This is a genomic window from Mycobacterium sp. NGS27 (assembly GCF_059813005.1).
This window is the reverse complement of record NZ_JCALDT010000012.1, coordinates 68,525-84,991: the sequence shown is the minus strand read 5'-3', so window position 1 is coordinate 84,991 and position 16,467 is coordinate 68,525. Positions and strand designations below refer to the sequence as shown.

13 protein-coding genes are annotated in these 16,467 nt (G+C 68.5%); 5 read left to right on the top strand and 8 right to left on the bottom strand.

The annotated features are described in order from the left end of the window. Positions 1–12 precede the first annotated feature (12 nt). The 3 genes from AC5Y30_RS24410 to AC5Y30_RS24400 are packed head-to-tail and all read left to right on the top strand — an operon-like array spanning position 13 to position 2,669. Complete coding sequence (locus AC5Y30_RS24410) at positions 13–450, top strand: nitroreductase family deazaflavin-dependent oxidoreductase (protein WP_499921679.1); 438 nt, start codon at positions 13–15, stop codon at positions 448–450. A 38-nt stretch (positions 451–488) separates the two neighbouring features. Further along, the gene (ilvA, locus tag AC5Y30_RS24405) at positions 489–1,772 is read left to right on the top strand and encodes a threonine ammonia-lyase (RefSeq protein ID WP_499921677.1); all 1,284 of its coding nucleotides are present in this window, start codon (positions 489–491) and stop codon (positions 1,770–1,772) included. A 15-nt stretch (positions 1,773–1,787) separates the two neighbouring features. After that, a complete protein-coding gene (locus AC5Y30_RS24400; protein WP_499921675.1) occupies positions 1,788–2,669 on the top strand; it encodes a phosphatase PAP2 family protein in 882 nt (293 codons plus the stop codon). A gap of 4 nt (positions 2,670–2,673) precedes the next feature. Here the strand turns inward: AC5Y30_RS24400 and AC5Y30_RS24395 are convergent, their stop codons facing one another. Next, on the bottom strand, positions 2,674–3,345 hold the full coding sequence (locus AC5Y30_RS24395; protein WP_499921673.1) for a pyridoxamine 5'-phosphate oxidase family protein: 672 nt from the start codon (positions 3,343–3,345) through the stop codon (positions 2,674–2,676). Positions 3,346–3,385: 40 nt separating this feature from the next. Between AC5Y30_RS24395 and AC5Y30_RS24390 the strand changes: the two genes are divergently transcribed. After that, positions 3,386–4,714: an aminotransferase class I/II-fold pyridoxal phosphate-dependent enzyme gene (locus AC5Y30_RS24390; protein ID WP_499921671.1), complete on the top strand. Its 1,329-nt coding sequence runs from the start codon at positions 3,386–3,388 to the stop codon at positions 4,712–4,714. Positions 4,715–4,718: 4 nt separating this feature from the next. Here AC5Y30_RS24390 and AC5Y30_RS24385 read toward each other — a convergent pair whose 3' ends face one another. From AC5Y30_RS24385 to AC5Y30_RS24355, 7 genes are all read right to left on the bottom strand, one after another. After that, the gene (locus tag AC5Y30_RS24385; protein ID WP_499921670.1) at positions 4,719–4,889 is read right to left on the bottom strand and encodes a hypothetical protein; all 171 of its coding nucleotides are present in this window, start codon (positions 4,887–4,889) and stop codon (positions 4,719–4,721) included. Between the two features lie 37 nt (positions 4,890–4,926). Further along, entirely contained in the window at positions 4,927–6,666 is a 1,740-nt protein-coding gene (treZ, locus tag AC5Y30_RS24380) for a malto-oligosyltrehalose trehalohydrolase (protein ID WP_499921669.1), read from the bottom strand. Then, complete coding sequence (gene treY, locus AC5Y30_RS24375) at positions 6,659–8,959, bottom strand: malto-oligosyltrehalose synthase (protein WP_499921667.1); 2,301 nt, start codon at positions 8,957–8,959, stop codon at positions 6,659–6,661. Before treY ends, treZ begins: the two co-directional genes overlap by 8 nt. Before the next feature lie 3 nt (positions 8,960–8,962). Further along, positions 8,963–11,164 carry a glycogen debranching protein GlgX gene (gene glgX, locus AC5Y30_RS24370; RefSeq protein WP_499921665.1) on the bottom strand — a complete coding sequence of 734 codons (2,202 nt, stop codon included), beginning with the start codon at positions 11,162–11,164 and terminating at the stop codon, positions 8,963–8,965. A gap of 62 nt (positions 11,165–11,226) precedes the next feature. Beyond that, positions 11,227–13,383 (bottom strand): acetyltransferase SucT, encoded by a 2,157-nt coding sequence (sucT, locus tag AC5Y30_RS24365; protein ID WP_499921663.1) that lies wholly within the window; start codon positions 13,381–13,383, stop codon positions 11,227–11,229. 145 nt (positions 13,384–13,528) lie between these two features. Further along, positions 13,529–14,284 (bottom strand): NlpC/P60 family peptidoglycan-binding protein RipD, encoded by a 756-nt coding sequence (gene ripD, locus AC5Y30_RS24360; RefSeq protein ID WP_499921744.1) that lies wholly within the window; start codon positions 14,282–14,284, stop codon positions 13,529–13,531. A 339-nt stretch (positions 14,285–14,623) separates the two neighbouring features. Beyond that, a complete protein-coding gene (locus AC5Y30_RS24355; RefSeq protein ID WP_499921662.1) occupies positions 14,624–15,100 on the bottom strand; it encodes a hypothetical protein in 477 nt (158 codons plus the stop codon). A gap of 62 nt (positions 15,101–15,162) precedes the next feature. Between AC5Y30_RS24355 and AC5Y30_RS24350 the strand changes: the two genes are divergently transcribed. Further along, positions 15,163–16,467: an adenosylmethionine--8-amino-7-oxononanoate transaminase gene (locus AC5Y30_RS24350; protein WP_499921661.1), complete on the top strand. Its 1,305-nt coding sequence runs from the start codon at positions 15,163–15,165 to the stop codon at positions 16,465–16,467.

The window sequence follows — 16,467 nt, the reverse complement described above, 5'->3', positions numbered from 1 at the left end:
AGAGTTGATGACATGCCGCTAGAAGGAGAGTACGAGCCGTCGCCATGGGATTGGTCTCGCGAGCAAGCTGACAAGTACGCCGAGTCGGGGGGGACCGAGGCCGCCGACATGAAGGGCAAGCCGATCATTTTGCTGACTACGGTCGGCGCCAGGACCGGCAAACTGCGCAAGACGCCGCTGATGCGCGTCGAGCACGATGGCGAGTACGCGGTGGTCGCCTCCCTGGGCGGGGCGCCGAAGAACCCGGTCTGGTACCACAACATCAAGAAGAACCCCCGCGTCGAGCTGCAGGACGGCTCGGTGACCCGCGATTACGACGCCCGCGAGGTCTTCGACGACGAGAAGGCCACGTGGTGGGAGCGTGCCGTCGAGGCGTGGCCGGACTACGCCGAATACCAGACCAAGACCGACCGCCAGATCCCGGTGTTCGTGCTGACCCCGGTCGGCTGAATTCCAGAGTTGGTCGGCTGTCGTGGCACCATTGACCAGTGTCCGCCGAATTGAGCCGTCCCCCGAGCGTCTCGCCGTTATCCGCGGCTGACATCGACGGCGCGGCCAAGCGGATCGCGGCGGTGGTTACGCCGACCCCGTTGCAGTTCAGCGACCGGTTGTCGGCGATCACCGGCGCGCAGGTCTACCTCAAGCGCGAGGACCTGCAGATCGTGCGCTCCTACAAGCTGCGCGGCGCCTACAACCTGTTGGTCCAGCTGTCCGAGGCGGAGCTTGCCGCGGGCGTGGTCTGCTCGTCGGCCGGCAACCACGCGCAGGGCTTCGCCTACGCGTGCCGGATGTTGCAGGTGCGCGGCCGCGTCTACGTGCCGGCCAAGACGCCCATGCAGAAGCGCGACCGGATCCGCTACCACGGCGGGGAGTTCATCGACTTGATCGTGGGTGGCGCCACCTACGACCTCGCCGCCGAGGCGGCGCAGAGCGACGTGGAAAGCACCGGCGCCATCCTGGTGCCCCCCTATGACGACCTGCGCACGATGGCGGGCCAGGGCACGATCGCCGCGGAACTGCTCGACCAGCTCGACGGCGAGCCGGATCTAGTGGTCGTCCCGGTGGGCGGCGGCGGCTGCATCGCCGGCATCACCACCTACCTGGCCGAGCGCACCGACAACACGTCGGTGCTCGGCGTCGAACCGGCCGGCGCCGCGGCGATGATGGCCGCGCTGTCCGCCGGGGAGCCGGTGACGCTGGACGTCGTCGACCAGTTCGTCGACGGCGCCGCGGTGCGGCGGGCCGGAGACCTGACCTACGCCGCCTTGGCGGCGGCCGGCGACATGGTGTCGATCACCGCCGTCGACGAAGGGGCGGTGTGCACCGCGATGCTCGACCTCTATCAGAACGAGGGCATCATCGCCGAGCCCGCGGGAGCCCTGTCGGTCGCGGGATTGCTGGACGCCGACATCGAGCCGGGCTCGACGGTGGTCTGCCTGGTCTCGGGCGGCAACAACGACGTGTCGCGCTATGGCGAAGTGCTCGAGCGCTCGCTGGTCCATCTCGGCCTCAAGCACTATTTCCTGGTCGACTTCCCGCAGGAGCCCGGCGCGCTGCGCCGCTTCCTCGACACGGTGCTCGGGCCGAACGACGACATCACCCTGTTCGAGTACGTCAAGCGCAACAACCGGGAGACCGGCGAGGCGCTGGTCGGCATCCAGTTGGGATCCTCGGCCGACCTGGACGGCCTGCTGGCCCGGATGCGCGCGACGGAACTTCACGTCGAGACGTTGAAACCGGGCTCGCCCGCCTATCGCTACCTGCTGTTCTAGGGCCTCCCCGCCGACATGCACCCACCGTCTGGACCCGGTGCCGCCGGTTTCGGGCTGGTCAGCGCTGCCACGGTAGCGTCGCTCGCACTGCTTGGGTGGGCAGCGATCTGGGTCGCTCGCCGTGGGCCGCGGTTACGGGCACTCACGGCGCGGATGTCCGACGTTCCCGCGATCGGCGAAGCGATGCGATGGGTGCGGGGGCGAATCGGTCGGTTGCCCACCAGCGAAGTCGCCGGCATCGCAGTGCTTCTCGGGCTCGCCGCGGTCGTGTCGTTGGCGGTCGGCTTCACCGAAGTGCTCGACGACGTGCTCGAGGGCGACGGCGTCGCCGGAATCGACCAGCCGACAACCGGGTGGCTTGCGGCCCACCGTGATCTATGGCTGACCAGCACCCTGCGGGTGGTCACCCACGCTGGTGGTCCCCTTCTGCTGGCGGCGGTCGCCTTGCCGATTTCCGTTGCCGCCGCCTGGCGATGCAGGTCGTGGCGGCCCCTGGTGCTTGCTCTCGTTTGTGGCGGTGGGATTCCCTTGATCCTCTTCACCGCCAAAGCCTTGGTGGGGCGGGAACGCCCGCCCGTGCCATTCGCCCTGGTCGACGCCGACGGGTATTCGTTTCCCTCCGGACACGCCACCGGCACCGCGGCGACCATGGCCATCACTGCGTGGGTCCTGACCCGCTGGCTGATCCCGTGGTGGACCGGGCGCGTGGTGGTGTGGACGGCGGCGATCGGGTCGGTGTTCCTGATCGGGTTCTCGCGCGTCTATCTCGGCGTCCATTACCTCAGCGATGTGCTCGCCGGCTGGATGCTGGGCGTGGCTTGGGCCGGCGCCGTCATGCTCGCCGGATTCTGGTGGGACAACACCACGCGGACCGGCAAACGGCAGCCGGATCCGTGACGGCTCAGAGGCGGTGCTTCCCGAGGTACCCCGGCACGGGAGTGCCGGGACTGAGGTCGTCGGCCGGCACCGGCGTTCCGGCAGACAGGCTCAGCGGCACCACACCCGCCCAATGAGGCAGCGGAACGTCCTGCGGATCGTCGGCTGGGGGGCCGCTACGCACCTTCGCCGACACCTCGACGAGATCGAGCGCGAGCACCCCCGTCGCGGCGAGCTCGCGGGCGTCGGGGGCGCGGCAGTCTTCGGCGCGCCCGGGCGCGATGTGGTCGAGCAGGCAACGCAGCGCTTGCGCCTTCTGGGCGGGATCGTCGACGACGCGCGCATCACCCATCACGACCACCGAGCGGAAGTTCACCGAGTGGTGCATCGCGGACCGGGCCAGCACCAGACCGTCGACCAAAGTGACGGTGACGCAGACCGGCAGCCCAGCCCCCGATGCGCCGGCCGCCTTGGCCGCCAGCAACGGGCCGCTGCCCGTCGAACCGTGCAGGTAGAGGGTCTCGCCGCGCCGGGCATGCGTCGTGGGCAAGACCACCGGCCGACCGTCGCTCGAGTAACCCAGATGGCAGATCAGCGCCTCGTCGAGGATGGCGTGGATGGTGTGGCGGTCGTAGTGCGCGCGCTCCCGGTAGCGGGTCGGGGTGGTGCGTGCCGTCGGCTGATATGCGGTGTCCACAGGATTGCCCTCGTATTTGTTCTAGTACATAATTAGTTGCGTGCCAGTACAAAACAGGATAACCGGAACGGGCGCTGAGTCCATAGCCGCCAGCATCGAAGCGGCGATCTCCGCCGGGGCGCTGGCACCCGGCGACGCGCTCCCGCCGGTCCGCGAGCTCGCCGGCCAACTCGGCGTCAACGCCAACACCGCCGCCGCGGCCTACCGCCTGCTGCGCCATCGCGGGGCGGTCGAGACGGCCGGCCGACGCGGCACCCGCGTGCGCCACCGCCCGGCGACCAGCCCGCGCTCGCTGCTCGGTCTGGACGTGCCCGCGGGCGTGCGTGACCTGTCGACCGGCAACCCGAACCCGGACCTGCTGCCCATCACCGGCGCCTCGCCGGCCGGCTCGGGTACCGGCCAACCGGTCCTCTACGGTGAGCAGGCCGTCTCGCCCGAGCTGGCGGAATTCGCCCGCCGCGCGCTGGCCGCGGATGGGATTCCCGCCGATCACCTGGCCGTGACCAGCGGCGCGCTGGACGGCATCGAACGCGCGCTCACCGCACACCTGCGCCCGGGCGATCGCGTCGCGGTCGAGGATCCCGGCTGGGCGAACCTGCTCGATCTCCTTGCGGCACTGGGGCTTTCGGCCGAGCCGGTGCAGGTCGACGACGACGGTCCGCTGCCCGACGACCTCGCCCGGGCGTTGGGGAGCGGGGTACGTGCCCTGGTGCTCACCAACCGCGCGCAAAACCCCACGGGCGCCGCGCTTTCGGCGGATCGGGCCGAGTCGTTGCGGGAGCTGTTGGGGCGGCGGGCCGACGACCTGCTGCTGGTCGAAGACGATCACTGCGCGGGCATTGCCGGGGTATCGCTGCGCGCCCTGGCCGGCTGCACCGCGCACTGGGCGTTCGTCCGGTCGGCGTCCAAGGCCTACGGCCCCGATCTGCGGGTGGCCGTCCTGGCCGGCGACCATCGCACCGTCGAGCGGGTGCATGGCCGGTTGCGGCTCGGACCTGGCTGGGTCAGCCACTTCCTGCAGCGGCTCGCCGTCGACTTGTGGTCCGACCCCGCGGCGGTGGCGCTGGTCGCGACGGCCGAAAGGCAGTACGCCGCCAGGCGTCAACGGCTATGTGACGCCTTGGCCGAACGCGGGCTGCCGGCGCACGGCCGCTCGGGGCTCAATGTGTGGGTGCCGGTTCCCGACGAGGCGGTCGCGGTTTCCCGGCTGCTCGGCGCGGGCTGGGCCGCGGCACCGGGCAGCCGGTTCCGGATGAACACGCCCGCGGGCATCCGCATCACGATCTCCGAGCTCGCTCTCGATGAGATCGATCCACTCGCCGGCGCGGTCGCACGCGCGGTGCACCCCGATGGCCGGGCGATCGTGTAGCGGCTCAGGCGTCCTCGTCGTCGTCGGTCGCCGCAGCGGGCCGGGGGCCGCTGCACAACGGATCGACGCCCGCAGTGGGCGCGATGTCGTGGCGCACGGTACGCCGACCCGACATCGTGTTCGCGCGAAGGCTCGGGTTGTGCAGGCAGACCCGTCGTTGACCGAATTGACTCATGGCGGCATCTTCGGGGGTAAGGCGGCGCGGCCGCCAGTCAGCTATCCACAGCCGACAGGATGGCGAACGAATGGCCCTGTAGCACAGTGCCGCCGGCGTCGGTGGTCGGCTCGTCCCAGGCCAGCACCACGTGACCGCTGACCGGGACCCGCACCGGCTCGGCTCCGAGGTTGCACACGATGTGCAACCGGCCGCGGGAGACGGTGATCCAGCGCTCGTCCTCGTTGTAGTCGACCGTGAGGTGGTCGAGCCAGGGATCCGCCATGTCGGGGTGGTTGCGCCGCAACGCGATGAGGTCCCGATACAGTCGGTGCAGCCGGGCGTGCTCGCCGGTGTCCACCTCGTTCCAGTCGAGTTTGCAGCGCGCGAACGTCTGGGGGTCCTGCGGGTCGGGGATCTCGTCGGCGTCCCAGCCGTGTTCGGCGAATTCGGCCTTGCGTCCTTCGGCGGTGGCCCTGGCCAGCTCCGGTTCGGGGTGCGAGCTGAAGAACTGGAAAGGGGTCGAGGCCGCGTATTCCTCACCCATGAAAAGCATGGCGGTATAGGGGGATCCGAGCGCGAGTGCGGCTTTGACGGCCAGCTGGCCGCCGGTCAGGTTCTGCGAAGGACGGTCGCCCAGGGCGCGATTGCCGACCTGGTCGTGCGTGCAGGTGTAGGCGACCAGCCGGGTGGCCGGGATGCCCGTTTCCTCGCTGGTGTCCAGCGGCCGCCCATGGCGGCGGCGCCGGAACGACGAGTAGGTGGCGGCGTGGTAGAAGCCGTGGCGCAGCGTCTGCGCCAGGGTGGCCAGGCTGCCGAAATCGCCGTAGTAGCCCTGACGCTCGCCGGAAACAGCGGTGTGGATGGCGTGATGAATGTCGTCGGCCCATTGCCCGGTCAGACCGTAGCCGCCCCGGTCGCGCGGGGTGATCAGCCGCGGGTCGTTCAGGTCGCTCTCGGCGATCAGCGACAGTGGCCGCCTCAATTGCTGTGCCAGCCAGTGTGTTTCGGTGGCGAGCTCCTCGAGGATGTGGATCGCGGTGGTGTCCACCAGGGCGTGGACGGCGTCCAGCCGCAGGCCGTCCGCGTGGAAATCGCGCATCCAGCGCAGCGCGCAGCCGATGATGTAGCGGCGCACCTCGTCGGAATCGGCGTCGGCGATGTTGATGCCCTCGCCCCACGGGTTGCTCGCCGACGACAGGTAGGGCCCGTACCGCGGCAGGTAATTGCCCGACGGGCCGAGGTGGTTGAAGACCGCGTCGATCAACACCCCCAAACCCTTGCCGTGGCAGGCGTCGACGAAGCGCACCAGCCCGTCGGGTCCGCCGTAGGGCTCGTGCACGCTGTACCACAGCACACCGTCGTATCCCCAACCATGCGTGCCGGCAAAGGAATTCACCGGCATCAGCTCGACGAAGTCGACGCCGAGGTCGACCAGATAGTCCAGCTTCTCGACGGCGGCGTCGAAGGTTCCGGCCTCGGTGAACGTGCCCAGGTGCAGCTCGTAGATGACGGCGCCCTCGACCGCGCGGCCGGCCCACCCGCCGTCGGTCCATGTCGCGGCGGCCGGGTCCCACAATTGCGAGCGGGCGTGCACGCCGTCGGGCTGGCGGGGCGAGCGCGGGTCGGGCAGCACGGTGGGGTCGTCGTCGAGCAGGTAGCCATAGCGGGCGTCCGGCGCGGTATCGACGGTCGTGTGCCACCAACCACTTGCAGAGCGGGTCATGGCGTGCACCTGGCCCTCGACGTCGAGTCGAACCTGCGCGGGTATGGGCGCCCAGACCCGGAATTCAGTCATGGTGGCGCTCCAGCAGAACCACGGGCAGGTCGGCGAACAATTGGGCGGCCGACGTCGGGCCGTCGGCGATCACCCCGGTCAGGGCGTCCTTCCAGGTGCCGTCCGGCAGTGGCAAAACCGTGTTGCCCCAGCCCGTTTCGGCCAGGCGCACGGTCCAGCGGGTCACCGCCACCACGATGTCCTCGCCGCGACGGAAGGCCAGCACGTGATCGCCGGCGTCGCCGTTGGCGAGTAGCGGGACGTAGTCGCCGTGCAGGAAGGTGTCCGGGTGGTTACGGCGCACGCGAAGTGCGGTCGTGACGACCCGGATCTTCGGATGCTCCAGGGCCTGCAGGGCTGCACGGCGGGCGGCATAGTCGACGGCCCGTCGATTGTCCGGGTCGACCAGGCTGTCGTCCCACAGCTCGGTCCCCTGATACACGTCAGGAATGCCGGGCACGGTCAGCGCGAGCAGCTTCTGGGCCAGCGCGTCGCTGGCGGCGTGCGGATTCAGTTGGGCGACAAGCTCGGTCAGCTGGCCCGCCACCGGGCCGTCGAGCACGGTGTCCAGCCATTGGTGCACCGCACCCTCGAAATCGGCGTCCGGCTCGTTCCACGAGGTGTGCCAGGCCGCCTCCCGGATGGCCTTCTCGGTGTAGTTGTGCAACCGCTCGCGCAGGGCCTCGGTGACCTCACCGTTCACGGGCCACACGCCGAAGATGTTCTGCCACAAGAACTGTCCGGTCGCCGGATCGGGGGAGGGCGCGTCGATCTCCCAGCGGGCGAGGAACTCGGTCCACAACGAGGGCACCTGTGACAGCACCGAAATGCGGGCCCGCACATCCTCGCCGCGCTTGGTGTCATGGGTGGTCAGTGTGGTCATGGTCTGCGGCCACAGCCGGGCCCGGCTGGCGGCGCTGTGATGGAATTCGGCCGCGCCGACCCCGAAGCGGTGCGGTTCGCCGCCCACCTCGTTCAGCGAGACCAGCCGCGCGTCGCGGTAGAACAAGCAGTCCTCGACGGCCTTGGCGGTGACGGCGCCGCACAGCTGCTGCAGCCGGGTGGCCGGCTCCCCGCCGCGGGCCAGCGCCGCCGCCAGCACCTGCAGCGCGGGGCCCAACTGCGGTGCGGCCGCCTCGGTTTCGGCCAGCGCGGTGGGCAGCAGCGCGGCCAGGCCGGGATAGTCGCAGCGGTAGACCTCGATACGGGTGAGCAGCGCGGCCACAGCGTCGGGCAACAACGGGTGGTCGACGCCGGCCGCGGCCACGATGCTGCGGCGCAGGCGGCGTAGCTCACTGGCCAAGGTGTCGGTGGCCGAACGAATCTTGAGGTCCGCCAGCATGTCCGGCATCGCCGAGTAGTCCACGCCGGTGGATTCGACCAGCTCGGTCAGTGCCCGGGCCCCGCCCGGATCCACCAGGACGCCGCCGACTTCGCGCAGCACGTCATAACCGGTGGTGCCGCCCACCGGCAGGGTGGGCTCGAGGGCCTCGTCGACGGCCAGGATCTTCTCGATCACAATCCAGGCTTCCGGGCCGGTCAGTTCGCGCAGCCACGCCAGGTACCCGCACGGATCGGATAAGCCGTCGGGGTGGTCGATGCGGATGCCGTCGACCAGCTCGTCGGCGAACCACCGGCCGACCTCGGCATGAGTGGCGTCGAACACCGCGCGGTCCTCCTGGCGCAACCCGGCCAGCGAGGTGATCGAGAAGAAGCGGCGGTAGCCGCACACGCCGTTGCGCCAGCCGACCAGCCGGTAATGCTGGCGGTCGTGCACTTGCGCGCCGCTGCCCCCCGCGGTGCCGGGCGCGATCGGAAACGCCAGATCGCCCAGGCGCAACACGTCCCCGTCGACCGTGAGGTCGGCGGCGTCGTCGTCGGAACCCAGCACCGGCAGCACGATGCGGCCGTCGTCGTCGAGGTCCCAGTCGATGTCGAAAAACGTTGCGTATTGCGAAGATCGGCCGTTCCGCAGGACGTCCCACCACCACGGGTTCTGCCGAGGATCGTCGATACCCACATGGTTGGGCACGATGTCCACGATCAAGCCCATGCCGCGCGCTCGGGCCGCCGACGACAACCGTGCCAGGCCGTCGGCGCCGCCGAGCTCGGGGGACACCCTCGTCGGGTCGGTGACGTCGTAGCCATGGCTCGATCCCGCCGTCGCGGTCATGATCGGAGACAGGTACAGGTGCGACACCCCGAGGTCGTTCAGGTAGTCGAGCAGGTTTTCCGCGTCGGCGAAGGTGAACGCGAACCCACTCGATTCACCACGCAGTTGCAGCCGATAGGTGGAGATGACGGGTAAAGCCATGCGTCACTGCGTCTTACGCAAGACCAGCAGCGAGCGCGACGGCAGGGACACCTTCTCCTCGGCGGTCACCACCTGATCGGCTCCTTCTTTGCGCCCCGTCGGTTCGTTGGTGTCCAGTTCCACTGCCCACTCTTTCGCATAGTCGCTGTTCGGCGTCACGAAGTCCACCGGATCTTCACCGGCGTTGAAACACAACAGGAATGAGTCGTCGATGACCTGTTCACCGCGGGCGTTGGGCGCGGTGATGGCCTCGCCGTTGAGGAACACCGCGACACACTTGTGAATGCTTTCGCCCCAGTCCTCATGCGTCATCTCGCGGCTGCTTGGATTCAGCCAGGCGATGTCGCGCACCTCGTCGCCGCTGCGGATCGGTTCGCCTTCGAAGAACCGGCGCCGGCGGAACACCGGATGGCGCTTGCGCAGCGTGGTCACCCTGCGTGCGAACTCCAGCAGGTCGGCGTTCTTGTCCACCAAAGACCAGTCCATCCAAGACAATTCGGAGTCCTGGCAGTACACGTTGTTGTTGCCGTTCTGGGTGCGGCCGAACTCGTCACCGTGGGCGATCATCGGCGTGCCCTGGCTGACCATCAGGGTCGCCCAGAAGTTGCGCATCTGGCGGCAGCGCAGCTCGATGATGTCCGGGTCGTCGGTGGGGCCTTCGACGCCACAGTTCCACGATCGGTTGTGGCTTTCCCCGTCCCGGTTCTCCTCCCCGTTGGCCATGTTGTGTTTCTCGTTGTAGGACACCAGGTCGGCCAGCGTGAAACCGTCGTGCGCGGTGACGAAGTTGATGCTTGCGCTCGGACGCCGGCCGGTCGCCTCGTACAGGTCCGACGACCCGGTCAGCCGGGAAGCGAACTCGCCCAGGGTTGCGGGCTCGCCCCGCCAGTAGTCGCGCACAGTATCGCGATACTTCCCGTTCCACTCGGTCCACAAACCCGGGAAATTTCCGACTTGGTAGCCACCCTCGCCGACGTCCCACGGTTCGGCGATCAATTTGACCTGACTGACGATGGGATCCTGCTGCACCAGATCGAAGAACGCGCTCAATCGGTCGACGTCGTGCAGTTCGCGGGCCAGCGTGGCGGCCAGGTCGAAGCGGAAACCGTCCACGTGCATCTCTGTCACCCAGTACCGCAGCGAGTCCATGATCAGCTGCAGCACGTGCGGGTGGCGCGGATTCAGGCTGTTGCCGGTGCCGGTGTAGTCCTTGTACAGGCGCAGGTCGGTGTCGACCAGCCGGTAGTACGCGGCGTTGTCGATGCCGCGGAAATTGATGGTCGGCCCGAGGTGGTTGCCCTCGGCAGTGTGGTTGTAGACCACGTCGAGGATCACTTCGATGCCGGCTTCGTGAAAGCTGCGCACCATAGACTTGAACTCGGCGACGCTGGACGTTCGGTTGGCCGCGTATTGGTTGTGCGGCGCGAAATACCCGAAAGTGTTGTAGCCCCAGTAGTTTCGCAGCCCCAGATCCAGCAGTCGCGAGTCGTGCATGAACTGATGCACGGGCATGAGTTCGATGGCCGTGACCCCTAGCGACTTGAGGTGGTCGATGATCGCCGGGTGGGCCAGCCCGGCATAGGTGCCCCGAAGCTCCTCGGGAACGCTGGGATGGGTTTGCGTCATCCCCTTGACATGGGCTTCGTAGATGACGGTTTCGTGATAGGGCGTCAGCGGTGCGCGGTCGGATCCCCAGTCGAAGAACGGATTGCTCACCACGCTGGTCATGGTGTGGCCCAGCGAATCGACCATCGGGGGAATGCCCGGATCGGCTCCATCGGCGTTGGGTCCGTCCGGGTCGACCGCCTTCATGTCGTAGGAGAACAGCGCCTGGCCGAAAGTGAAGTCGCCGTGAAAAGCCTTGCCGTACGGGTCCAGCAGCAGCTTGCTGGGGTCACAGCGGTGACCGGCTGCCGGGTCGAAGGGGCCGTAGACCCGATAGCCGTATTGCTGGCCGGGGTTGATGTTGGGCAGATAGGCGTGCCAGACGAATCCGTCCACCTCTTCCAAGGCAATCCGCGACTCGCCGCCGTGATGGTCGATCAAGCACAACTCGACCTTCTCGGCGATTTCGGAGAACAACGAGAAGTTGGTTCCCGCGCCGTCGTAGGAGGCGCCGAGCGGATACGGGTCACCCGGCCACACGGTGGCGAGTTTGGGTTGGTGGTTACCGCCTGCTTCTGAAGCGGGACTGTTTGTTGACACCCATCGACCTTATCCGCGCCCGGTTGCGCTCACGCGCGTTGGAGACCAGGGAGTAAGGCGGGTCACCACCAGCCCGTGGCCTCGGCGATCTGGCGGCCCAATTCGGGTGCCATGGTCCGCACGTAGGTGGGGGACAGGTGGTGGGCGCCGTGATAAATCAAGATGTTTCCCTCGACCGGGCGGCACACGTCGGCGCGGCAGATCGCGTCCGACATGTCGAGCACCTTGAGCTGCGGGAACTGCGCGACGAAGTCGAGCGTCTGGTTGCGGTCGGAGAGCATATCGGAACGCTTGATGGCGCATGACTGCGCGGTGCCGCCCCGTTTGGCCAGGCAGTCCGCCGGGTCGAACGGCTGACCGTTTTTGACCAGCCAGGGCGTGTCCCGCATGCCGAGAATGGGAATGTTGTTGTCGGACAACGTTTGCCAGATCCCGATATAGGTGGCAGGCATCACATCGCCGGCCCTGATGTTCCACGGCCGCGTGGTGGTGGTGAAGACGTAGTCGGGCCGGTCGGTGACCAGTTTGGTCATCGTTCCCTGCACCCATTCCCGGCATTGGGGATAGGGGGCGTTGTTGCCCATGATCAACGGGACCTGCTCGGTCGACAGGGGGCAACCCATCTTGAGGTACGTCACGACCTTGAAGCGGTGCAGCCTGCCCAGGACGTCCAGCGCGGGCAGCCAGTGTTCGGCATGGGACCCACCGGCGAGTGCGATGGTCCGGTCGGCGGCCACATCGCCGTAGGTGCAGGTGACCACCGCGGGGTTGACGAAGTCGCTGATGCACCCGTCCCGGGTCGAAACGGGCAGGTCCTGCTTGACCTCTAAGACCGTGGGCCGCATGGGCAGCGCGGGCACGCGCAGGTGTTCGGTGAGGGCTCGGGCACCCGGATAGTCCTGCGGGTTGAGGACGCTGAGCTCCTTGCCGGCCGACCGCAAGACCGTCACGTGCTGACGCCAGGTGAAGGACGTCGCCGTCAGGGTCACACCCAGCAACACGATGGCCGATCCCAGCGCCATGGTCGGCCGGGCCAGGCGCGTCAGCCACGGAATGGTCGGTGCCGCCGCGGCCGGCTTCGAGGACGCGCGGTAGCGCAGCGGGTCCTCGACGAGCCGATTGGTCAGATACGCCAGCACACCAGACACCAGCAGCAGAACCGCGCCTTCGACGAAGCCGGCGTGCTTGTGGCCGCTGTAGGACAGCCAGAAGATCAGCAGCGGCCAGTGCCAGAGGTACAGCGCATACGCCATGGCGCCCAACTCCACCAACGGGCGCGTCGCCAGCAGCCGATTGGGCAGCGGCAACCGACCACCCCGCAGATTGGCTCCGGCGAGGATCATCAGCATGGCGGCGCCGACCGGCACCAGGGCCCACGGGCCGGGGAACTCGTGCACGCCGTCGATCAGCGCCCCGCAGGACAGCACCGCGGCCAGCGCGACCGTGGCCGATACCGTCCGCAACCACATCGGCCAGCGGACGCGGGTGACCAGCGCGCCCACGAGTGCGCCCAGCAACAGCTCCCAACCTCGCGCGAAAGTGTTGTAGTAGGCGGCCGGCTGGTCCTGCTGATGCGCGATGATCGCGTAGCCGAACGAGGCTACCGTCAACGCGGACAGCGCCGCCACGAACACGGTGCGCAACCGGGCGCCCATCCGGCGCCCGAACAGATAGGCCAAGCCGGCGATCAACACCAGGAAGCTGACGTAGAACTGGCCCTGCACGGACATCGACCAGATGTGCTGCAGGGGGCTGACGGCTTCGCCCGCGCGCAAATAATCGGATGCGGTGTTGGCCAGCTCCCAGTTTTGGTAGTAGCCGAGGCTCGCGAGGCTTTGATCGGCAAACGTCTCCCACCGGGTCTCCGGTTGAACCAGGATGGTCAACACCGCGCACCCGGCCAGTACCACGACGAGGGCGGGAACGAGGCGTCGGGCCAGCCGGATCACCTCGGACACCGGCGACAGTGTCCCAGCGGGGTTCAGCGCGGCGCGAATCACCTTGCCGCCGAAGAAGAACCCGGACAGCGCCAGAAACACGTCCACGCCGCCCGACACCCGGCCGAACCAGATATGGAAGACCGCGACCAGCGCGATCGCAATACCGCGCAGGCCGTCGAGGTCGTACCGATAAAACCCCTCGGACCCCCCTTTGCGCACCCCCGTGACCCGCGGATCGGCGATGGCGTCCGGCGCAGGAGGCGGTGGCGGGGTCTGCATGATCGACAGTCAATTTACCGAAAACCCGCCACCGGCTCCCGACTGCTCACGGCGCGGCGGCTGCTCAGGTGGGTCGCTGAGCTTCCGCGCCGGGTTGCGGGGGAGCGGGTGGCGGGCGTCGGACGGTCGAGAACGGACCGCGAAATTACCTGGCGATGCCGGCGCCGGTCGGCTGCAGCGGCGACTGCTGGGTCGGCACCTGCTGCACCGGGGCCTGCTGGAACGGCGACTGCTGCAGCGGCGCGTGCTGGGCGGGTGCCTGCTGCAGCGGCGTCTGCTGGGCGGGCAGCTGCTGCGGTGCCTGCTGGTACGGCGACTGCTGCAGCGGGGCCTGCTGGGGTGCCTGCTGGGCGGGCAGTTGCTGAGGTGCCTGCTGCAGCGGCGCTTGCTGGGCCGGGGCGGAGGCACCGAGAACCCGGACCATGTAGGGCGTCATGCCGTTGGCGCGCACCGGCGAGACCTGCACGACGTCGCCGACCTCGAGCATCTGGTTGTTGCCCAGGTACATCGCGACGCTTTGCGTGCCCTCCGGGCCGTAGAAGATCAGATCGCCCTTGCGGGCCTGCTGCGGCACGATCTTCTGGCCGACTCGGTAGATCGCGCCCGACGAGCGCGGCAGCTTGATGCCGGCGCCGGCGTAGGCGTACTGCATCAGCCCGGAAGCGTCGAAACCGACCGTGTTGATGCCGGTGCCGGTGCCGCGGGTGGGGCCGTTGATGCCGCCACCGGCCCAGGAGAACGGCACACCGCGCTGCGAAAGACCGCGGGCGACCACCACGTCGGTGGCCTGCTGGTAGTCCATCGACCTGGCGCCCGGGTCGGCGGTCGCGATGGTGGTGGGAACCACCATCGGCGCCCCGAGCAGGGCTAAGCCGATCGCGAAGGCGTAGATGCGTTTCATGTTCATGGCCTTTCCCTGGCCTCTCCAGGCGCTCAACTGGCCTCGGCGCGGTGACTTCGCGCGTCCGCCCCGGTTCATGAACCAAAGCGAGGCCCCCACGCTGGGGCCGAACGCGGTCCATGGCACTTGCGAGTGAATCAGCGGTCGGGCCGCTCAATTCACATCAGTCACAAAAGCCACTTTGACAACAGATGGTGTTAGCCGCCAGGTCCACGCGGGATTTTTTGTCGTACCGTGACCGGATGGTGACGGGCGCGCCCAATTCCGTATGCGCAGTTGTGATTTCGGTCTCAGTCGGCTACGGATTCGCACGTCCGCCAACGGCCGGCGGCGGCGTGATCAAAGCCAGTAGCGTTCGCTGAACATCGTCAGCAGCGATCCGGCTATCGAGCTGACCATCACCAGCGCCAGCGACAGCACCGGCCAGAAGGACATGTACCAGCCCTTGAGCAGGGAAACGACCGGCCCGATGACCGCCGCGGTCATGGCCGCACCGATGCCGCCCCAGACCACCGGGTGGATATACAGGTCGAGCCCATAGGGAACCGGCCCGCAGGTCTCGTCCTCGCACACATTCGCCAAGAAGCCGAAGAGCCGCGTCGGCCAGGTCGTCGCCGTGGCCAGCACCGCGAGCAGGATCAGCAGCGCTACCGTGCAGGCGATGTCCCAGGGCGCCACCCGCACGCGCAGCACCCGAGGAGCTTCGTCCTCGTACTCGAGCAGCGGGTAGTGGGTGTCGGGGGACCAGCCTGGCCCCGGCGGCGGCCCGGCCTCGGCTCCGGGCGCTGCGCTGTCGGGCTGCTGCGGCGTGGCCATGATGTCCCATGCTTCCCGACGTCGGAGTTTTGCGCGAATCGGCTGCTTTACCCTCGATCACTATGCCCGCGGCAAAGGCCGGCCTGACGCCCGATCAGATCAGCGCGATCGACGCCGCGCACCTGTGGCATCCCTACAGCACCATCGGCGCCGAATCCGTCGCACCCGTGGTGGCGGTCGGCGCCCGCGGCGCGTGGCTCACCCTGATCCGCGACGGCAGGCCGCTCGAGGCGCTCGACGCGATGAGCTCCTGGTGGACCGCGATTCACGGGCACGGCCACCCGGTGCTCGATGCGGCCCTGTCCGCCCAGCTCGGCGCCATGAACCACGTCATGTTCGGCGGGCTGACCCACGAACCCGCCGCGCGCCTGGCCCAGCTGCTGGTGGACATCACCCCGGCGGGTCTGGAGACGGTGTTTTTCAGCGACTCCGGATCGGTGTCGGTGGAGGTGGCGGTCAAGATGGCGCTGCAGTACTGGCGCAGCCGCGACCGGCCCGGCAAGCACCGGCTGATGACCTGGCGCGGGGGCTACCACGGCGACACGTTCACGCCGATGAGCGTCTGCGACCCCGACGGCGGCATGCATTCGCTGTGGACCGACATCCTGGCCCGCCAGGTGTTCGCCCCGCAGGTGCCGCGGCACTACGACGCCGGCTACAGCGCGGAGTTCGAGGAGCAACTGGTCGGGCACGCCGCCGAGTTGGCCGCCGTCGTCGTCGAGCCCGTCGTGCAGGGCGCCGGCGGCATGCGCTTCCACGACCCGCGATACCTGCGCGACCTGCGCGACATCTGCCGGCGGCACGAGGTGCTGCTGATTTTCGACGAGATCGCCACCGGCTTCGGGCGCACCGGCGAGCTGTTCGCGGCCGACCACGCAGGCGTGAGCCCGGACATCATGTGCGTCGGCAAAGCGCTGACCGGGGGATATCTGACCCTGGCCGCCACCCTGTGCACGGCCGACATCGCCCACACCATCAGCGGCGGCGAGGCCGGAGCGCTGATGCACGGCCCCACGTTCATGGCGAACGCGCTGGCCTGCGCGGTATCAGTGGCCAGCGTCGAGGTGCTGCTCGGGCAGGACTGGCGGTCGCGGGTCGGCGAGATCGGCGCCGGCCTGGCGGCCGGACTCGAGCCGGCGCGGGCATTGCCCGGCGTAAGCGACGTGCGGGTGTGCGGCGCCATCGGCGTCATCGAGTGCGAGCGCCCCGTCGACCTGGCCGTCGCCACCCCCGCGGCCCTGGACCGCGGCGTCTGGCTGCGCCCCTTCCGCAACCTGGTCTACGCGATGCCGCCCTACATCTGCACGCCCGACGAGGTCGCCCAGATCACCTCGGCGATGGTGCAGGTCGCCCACCTCGTAGGCTGA

Coding starts and splice junctions, on each gene's coding strand:
- treY (WP_499921667.1), bottom strand. CDS start 8,959: ATGGCTTTACCCGTCATCTCCACCTATCGGCTGCAACTGCGTGGTGAA.
- AC5Y30_RS24410 (WP_499921679.1), top strand. CDS start 13: ATGCCGCTAGAAGGAGAGTACGAGCCGTCGCCATGGGATTGGTCTCGC.
- sucT (WP_499921663.1), bottom strand. CDS start 13,383: ATGCAGACCCCGCCACCGCCTCCTGCGCCGGACGCCATCGCCGATCCG.
- AC5Y30_RS24350 (WP_499921661.1), top strand. CDS start 15,163: ATGCCCGCGGCAAAGGCCGGCCTGACGCCCGATCAGATCAGCGCGATC.
- AC5Y30_RS24355 (WP_499921662.1), bottom strand. CDS start 15,100: ATGGCCACGCCGCAGCAGCCCGACAGCGCAGCGCCCGGAGCCGAGGCC.
- AC5Y30_RS24400 (WP_499921675.1), top strand. CDS start 1,788: ATGCACCCACCGTCTGGACCCGGTGCCGCCGGTTTCGGGCTGGTCAGC.
- AC5Y30_RS24385 (WP_499921670.1), bottom strand. CDS start 4,889: ATGAGTCAATTCGGTCAACGACGGGTCTGCCTGCACAACCCGAGCCTT.
- treZ (WP_499921669.1), bottom strand. CDS start 6,666: ATGACTGAATTCCGGGTCTGGGCGCCCATACCCGCGCAGGTTCGACTC.
- ripD (WP_499921744.1), bottom strand. CDS start 14,284: ATGAAACGCATCTACGCCTTCGCGATCGGCTTAGCCCTGCTCGGGGCG.